Genomic DNA, 6,563 nt, shown 5'->3' with positions numbered 1-6,563 from the left:
GAAGAAGCCACAAACTCGCCGACAAATGAAACAATCGCATCCGCTCCCGCTTCTCGAAACGCTGTTATTCAAGCATCTATCGCCACTGACTGGGGTGAAGCGATCGATGTCTCTATCTTCTATGGTCGAGAAACGGAACGATCGACTCTTCAGCACTGGATCGTGCGAGACCACTGCCGTCTAGTTTTGCTGCTGGGCATGGGCGGCATTGGTAAGACCACCCTCGCGGTCAAACTCGCTCAGGACATCCAGCACGAGTTTGAGTGTGTCATCTGGCGATCGCTGCGGAATGCGCCACTCCTCGAAACATTACTGGCAGAGCTTGTGCCGTTTGTTTCTGATCAACAGGAGACAAGATTAGAAGTCGGGCGGTTGATTCATTGGTTGCGATCGCGTCGTTGTTTAGTCGTGCTGGACAACGCAGAAACGCTTTTTCAAGCAGGCGATCGGGCTGGGCAATATCGTTCCGGTTACGAATCCTATGGTGAATTATTGAAGATGCTATGTGAAGTGCAGCACCAGAGCTGTGTGTTGGTCACCAGTCGCGAGAAACCATCTGAAATTGCAGTTTTAGAAGGGACGGAAGCGGTGCGATCGCTTCCATTAGACGGCTCGCCTGAAACTGCTCAAGCTCTAATTGAAGCGAAGAGATTGTTTGGATCGGCGGCAGATAAAGAAACATTGGCGGAACAGTATGGCTACAATCCCTTAGCACTTAAAATTGTAGCTAGCTCAATCCAAGATATATTTGACGGCGACATTGAGCAGTTTTTGCAGCAGAACGCGATTCTATTTAATGGCGTTCGACGGTTACTAGAAGAACAATTTAACCGCCTCTCGAATTTAGAACAAACGGTGATGATCTGGCTGGCGATTAATCGGGAGTGGACGACGATCGCAGAGCTAGCAGAAGACATTATTCCGTCCGTTTCACGCGCCAATTTATTAGAAGCGTTGGAGTCTTTGAGACGGCGAAGTTTGATTGAGAAGCGCGCGCCCAAAGGCGAGGCAAAGCCACCGGGCAGCTATACTCAACAATCCGTTGTGATGGAGTATGTCACCGATTCGTTTACCGAACAAGTGGCAACTGAACTAATTACCGAAAATTTATCTTTCTTCACGCACTATGCGCTCATTAAAACTACTGGGAAAGATTATGTTCGTCTGAGTCAAACTCGACTGATTTTAGGTGTAATCTCTAAAAAATTACGAGCAGAATACAGCAGTACTCAATCGCTCATACAGCAACTTCTAAGAATTCTCCAGCTATTGCGTATCCAGGCTGATTCATTCTCTGGCTATGGCGCAGGTAACTGGATTAATCTATGTATTAATTTGCAAATAGATTTAACTGGTTACGACATCTCCAATCTAACGATTCGACATGCCTATTTGCAAAAAACCACCTTGCATGATGTGAATTTTACGCTTGCAAACTTCTCCAATTCTGTTTTTTCTCAAACCTTTGGAGCTATTTATGCAGTTGACTTTAGCCCAAATAGCAAAACCTTCGCGATCGGAGCTGCGAACAATCAAATTCGGTTGTACAACGTTGCAAATGGGGAAGTCCTTTTAACCTTTGATAACCATCAAAATGAAGTTCACTCGGTTAGATTTAGCCAGGACGGTACGACCCTCGCTAGTGGCAGTGCTGACCAGACGGTAAAGCTTTGGGATATTGCAACTGGACGACTTTTAACGACCTTACAAGGACATACGGATTGGGTTTGGTCAGTCGCATTTAGTCCCGACGGTAAAATGCTTGCCAGCAGCAGCCAAGACCGAACCGTGAGACTGTGGGATGTTGTCACAGGGCTACTCTTAAAAACACTGCAAGGACATCAAGGTTGGGTTTGGTCAGTGGCATTCAGTCCGGATGGCATGACCTTGGCTAGCGGGAGCCAAGACCAAACCGTGAAGCTCTGGGATATTGGCACAGGACAAATTGTGAGAACCTTACAGGGACATACTGATTGGGTGCGATCGGTCGCTTTTAGTTCAGATGGTGCTGCGCTGGCGAGCGGCAGTCATGACCAAACCATCAGATTGTGGGATGTTGTCACGGGTCATCCTCTGAAAACCTTGCAAGGACATACAGGTCAAATCTGGTCGATCGCGTTTAGTCCTGATAGTACAACGCTCATTAGTGGCGGTCCTGACCGCATGATCAGGCTTTGGGATGTTGCCACGGGTTATCTTCTAAAAACCCTACAAGGACATACAGATCAAATTTGGGCCGTTGCGTTTAGTCCAGATGGCGCTACCCTCGTTAGTGGCAGCCACGATCAAACGGTGAAATTGTGGAATGCATTGAGTGGACAAGTGCTGAGAACCTTGCATGGCTACAGCAGTTGGGTCTGGACGATCGCCCGCAGCCCTGATGATACACTTCTTGCCAGTGGTAGTGTTGATCGAACGGTGAAACTATGGAACAGCTATAGTAGGCGGCTTTTGAGCATCTTGCAGAGCCATACAAGTTGGGTTTGGTCAGTGGCATTTAGTCCAGACGGCAAAACGCTTGCCAGTGCAAGTGCTGATGAAACTGTGAAGCTTTGGGATGTTTCTAGTGGACAAATCCTCAAAACGCTGCAGGGACATACGGGTTGGGTTTGGTCAGTGGCATTTAGTCCAGACGGCAAAATGCTTGCTAGTGCCAGTTCGGACACAACTATCAAGCTCTGGAATGCCTCTAGTGGGCAAGTTCTGAAAACCTTGCAGGGACATACTGATTGGATCACCTCAGTCACATTCAGCTATGACGGTATGCTGCTCGGCAGCAGCAGCTTTGACCAGACAGTGAAATTGTGGAATAGCTCTACTGGTCAGCTCTTGAATACCCTGGAAGGTCATACTAACTGTGTGTGGTCAATGGCACTCAGTCCAGATGGCAAAACACTTGCCAGTGCGAGTGCTGATACAACCGTGAAGCTTTGGGATCTCTCAACTGGACAAGTCTTGAAAACTTTGCAGGGGTTTCCAAGTTCAGTCCTGGCAGTCGCATTCAGTCCAGATAGCAAAATGCTTGCTAGCAGCAGCCATGACTCAATGGTGAGGCTGTGGGATATTGCAACTGGTCAGCTCTTAAACAGCTTAGAGGGACATACTAGCTCAGTCTGGTCAGTGATTTGGAGTTCTGATAACGTGACTGTGATCAGCGGCAGTTCAGATGAAACAATCAAAAAATGGGATACCAAAACAGGTGAATGTTTGCAGACGCTGAGAGCCGATCGCCCCTATGAAGGAATGAACATCACGGGCGTTACAGGTATCACCGAAGCCCAGAAAGCCACACTCCAAGCTTTAGGAGCGATCGAAGCAGTCTAACTTAACGCGAATCTTCAGGTACCTAGCTCCTCAATTCTGAGAGAAACAGGCTTTTTCAGACCTTTTCAGTCTTCAGGGATTGAGCCGATCGACTTCGGGAGAGCTTGGAGAACGCGTTGGGAACGCGTTGGGAGCGGTTTTGGAACGGTTTTGGAACTGTCGGATCGCTAACTTGATTTCAGATGCAAACAGAGCATCAGAAATCTGTTAGCCCAGGAGCCAATTATGACTGCTCAAACCCTCGATACCCCTAAAGCCGAAGCATTCGCCGATCAAATGCTCACCATCCTCAACAGTGGGGCAATTGCTCTGATGACCTCGATCGGACATCGCACCGAACTATTTGACACGATGGCAGAACTGCCGCCCTCCACCAGTCAGCAAATTGCCGACGCTGCCGGACTCAACGAACGCTATGTGCGCGAGTGGTTGGGAGCAATGGTAACAGGTCGGGTTGTTGAGTATGACGCGATCGCCAAAACCTACACACTACCCGCAGAACACGCGGCACTGCTCACCAGAGTGGTCGCCTCTGACAATATTGCCGTGTTTGCTCAGTACATTCCGCTGCTTGGATCGGTAGAAGAGCAAATCATCGACTGTTTCTACAAAGGCGGTGGGGTTCCCTATTCTGAGTACAAACGCTTTCACGCGGTGATGGCAGAGGATAGTGGTCAAAGCACGGTGTCTGCACTGTTTGATCACGTTTTGCCGCTGATTCCCGGACTGACCGAATCGCTGCAACAAGGCATTGCTGTTCTTGATGTGGGCTGTGGTAGCGGACGTGCCCTCAACAAGCTAGCGGCAGCTTTTCCTAACAGCCGCTTTACGGGCTACGACTTTTCTGAAGAAGCAGTTGCCCATGCAACTGCAGATGCTCAACTGCGAAAGCTGGGCAACATCGAGTTTCAGGTCAAGGATGCCGCAATGATCGAGGAGCGCGATCGCTACGACTTGATTACCACCTTTGATGCAGTTCACGATCAGGCAAAGCCAGATGTGGTGCTGCGAAACATTCACAACGCACTGCGATCGGATGGCGTTTATCTAATGCAGGACATTCACGCCACAACCGATGTCGGTGGCAACCTTGATCATCCGATCGCCCCTTTGCTTTACACCGTCTCCTGTATGCACTGCATGAGTGTTTCGTTGGCCTATGGCGGCATGGGATTAGGCGCAATGTGGGGCAAAGAAAAGGCGCTAGAACTGCTGGCGAACGCAGGGTTTAAGCAAGTCGAAATTAAGCAGCTAGCGCACGATTTTCAGAACGACTATTACATCGTTCGCAAGCACTAGAGCAGGCAAAACCATGTGCAAAATCTGTGTACTCGCGGCACGGTATCCCCGTGCTCCTCAGGATTCGCTTGTCCTTAATCTCAGCCAATTTGCATCAGCGATCGCGGCTAAGCCATTGACTGAACCCTCTCAAACTCAATCAATTCAATTGACTCAGGAGAAGACATCATGAAACAACAATCTGTGAATTACCAAACCCTAGAAGCTGTGATTCATTCAGCATCAGATAAACACAGAAAATTAAGCTTGACCTCAAACATTGCTCGCCTTTGGAATCGAATTGTTGAATCGATCATTGCTATCAATGAACTCAAGATTTACCCACTCACAAGCAGATCGGGTATTGGGTATTGGGTAATCTACGATCCGCTGCTAGCGCGCAGAGTCTTCTTCAATTCCGAAGCAGAAGTACGGGAATGGCTCGATCGCCGCTACTACGAATAAATCCATGATTTGAGTCAACTTCGGCTCAATCTAACAGTCTGCTCTTTGCATTGCAGCAATGAACTCACCTTCATTGTCCAAAGTTCTTGCGTCCAAATTTCTCAAGTTCAACCACATTCTTAAGGAGTCTACAATGGCACAAGTATTTGAAACCCCCAACAACGATACGATCGCGACCGCAACTAATCTAGGCAACATTCGCAATAGCCCATTTGTTAAGGGTGAGTTAGTCGGCACTGATTCGGTTGATTTCTTCAAGTTTCAGGTCGATCGCCCCATTAAAGGCGGGATTGGATTGGTTCCGCAAGGCATTAATGCCAATTTGGTTCTGCTCAATAGCAGTGGTCAACCGATCAGAACTTCTTTCAATCCCGGAACTGCCACAGAAGGAATCTCGTTTGACAATTTGCCGACGGGTGAGTACGGCTTGTTTGTCACTAAATCAACTGGCAGTGGCAGCTACACGCTCAGCGCTGGCGGAACTGCGGTTACTCGTGCCGAGTTGAGTGTGACAGTCGATCGGGTTACGGCGCTCAGTAGCTTTGACACTCCGGTTCCATTTACAAATTTCGGTCAGGCTGATTTTTTCATCAACAGCTCCCTTGACGGAACAAACTTGAAAAGCAGGGTTTTTGGTAACGACAACGATATCAGCCCTAACTTCACTCTGAACAAATCTGTTGATATCAACAAATCAGTGTTTAATGGAAGCGTTTCCGTCAAGGAGGATGATACTCCTTCTGACGATACGGCGGATATTAATCCTGGTTCTGGAACAGGTCTAAATTTCACATTTAACGCCCTCAAAAATGAAGTTCAACCTGGAACAGCTAGTACGTTTCCAATTAAACGTGAGGGAGAACTCATTACGGTAGAGGGAAATTCTGGTGACAGAGCAAGAGTTTCTTTGCATGTAGACTACAACACCTTCACCTCATCAACGTCCAGCTTCAACAACAACACACCTGTTATCCGTGGTACTAACGCCAGCCAGAATCTGATCGGACAAAATCAGAGCGGCATTCTCTACGGCGAAGGTGGTAATGATAGACTTCTGGGCATGGGCGGTAATGATGCTCTATGTGGTGGCACAGGTAACGACAGGATTAATGGTGGCACTGGCAACGACATTAGCTATGGCGGGGCAGGGCGTGACGTTCACATAGGCGGCACTGGCAGAGACACCTTTGTGCTAACGCTCGATAGTGGCGTAGATGTGATCAGAGACTTCCAGAACGGCAGGGATAGGCTGGGTCTGTCAATGGAGTTGAATCCTGAAATTCTCGACATTGTGCAGCAGGGCAAAAACACCATAGTCGGTGTGGGCGATCATCGGCTTGCAGTGCTTTCCAACGTTAAAGCAAATCAGATTACTGCTGCTGATTTCGTCACCGTTGATTTCACCCGCTTCAAAGGTATGGAAGTGCCCACCTTAGTGGCATAAAAAGGTGCCTTCATCGGGCAGCGTTATGTCTGCTGCCCTTCTTTTTCTTCAT

General features: G+C 48.3%; 5 protein-coding genes. All 5 read left to right on the top strand.

Annotated elements, in window-relative coordinates; all coding sequences use genetic code 11:
- On the top strand, window positions 1-3,324 hold a 3,324-nt coding region (locus H6G00_RS13380), incomplete at its 5' end, for an NB-ARC domain-containing protein (protein ID WP_190797113.1).
- A gap of 225 nt (window positions 3,325-3,549) precedes the next feature.
- On the top strand, window positions 3,550-4,623 hold the full coding sequence (locus H6G00_RS13375; RefSeq protein ID WP_190797112.1) for a class I SAM-dependent methyltransferase: 1,074 nt from the start codon (window positions 3,550-3,552) through the stop codon (window positions 4,621-4,623).
- Window positions 4,624-4,636: 13 nt separating this feature from the next.
- Window positions 4,637-4,795, top strand: a complete 159-nt coding sequence (locus H6G00_RS13370) for a hypothetical protein (RefSeq protein ID WP_190797111.1) — start codon at window positions 4,637-4,639, stop codon at window positions 4,793-4,795.
- The gene (locus H6G00_RS13365) at window positions 4,792-5,067 is read left to right on the top strand and encodes a hypothetical protein (protein ID WP_190797110.1); all 276 of its coding nucleotides are present in this window, start codon (window positions 4,792-4,794) and stop codon (window positions 5,065-5,067) included. The genes H6G00_RS13370 and H6G00_RS13365 overlap by 4 nt, the downstream gene beginning before the upstream one ends.
- A gap of 133 nt (window positions 5,068-5,200) precedes the next feature.
- Window positions 5,201-6,511 (top strand): calcium-binding protein, encoded by a 1,311-nt coding sequence (locus H6G00_RS36105; protein ID WP_277881878.1) that lies wholly within the window; start codon window positions 5,201-5,203, stop codon window positions 6,509-6,511.
- Window positions 6,512-6,563 lie beyond the last annotated feature (52 nt).

This window comes from Leptolyngbya sp. FACHB-541, assembly GCF_014695875.1.
Lineage (GTDB): Bacteria > Cyanobacteriota > Cyanobacteriia > Elainellales > Elainellaceae > JAAUTN01.
The sequence above is the reverse complement of the archived record's forward strand: the minus strand, read 5'-3'. Positions and strand labels throughout refer to the sequence as shown.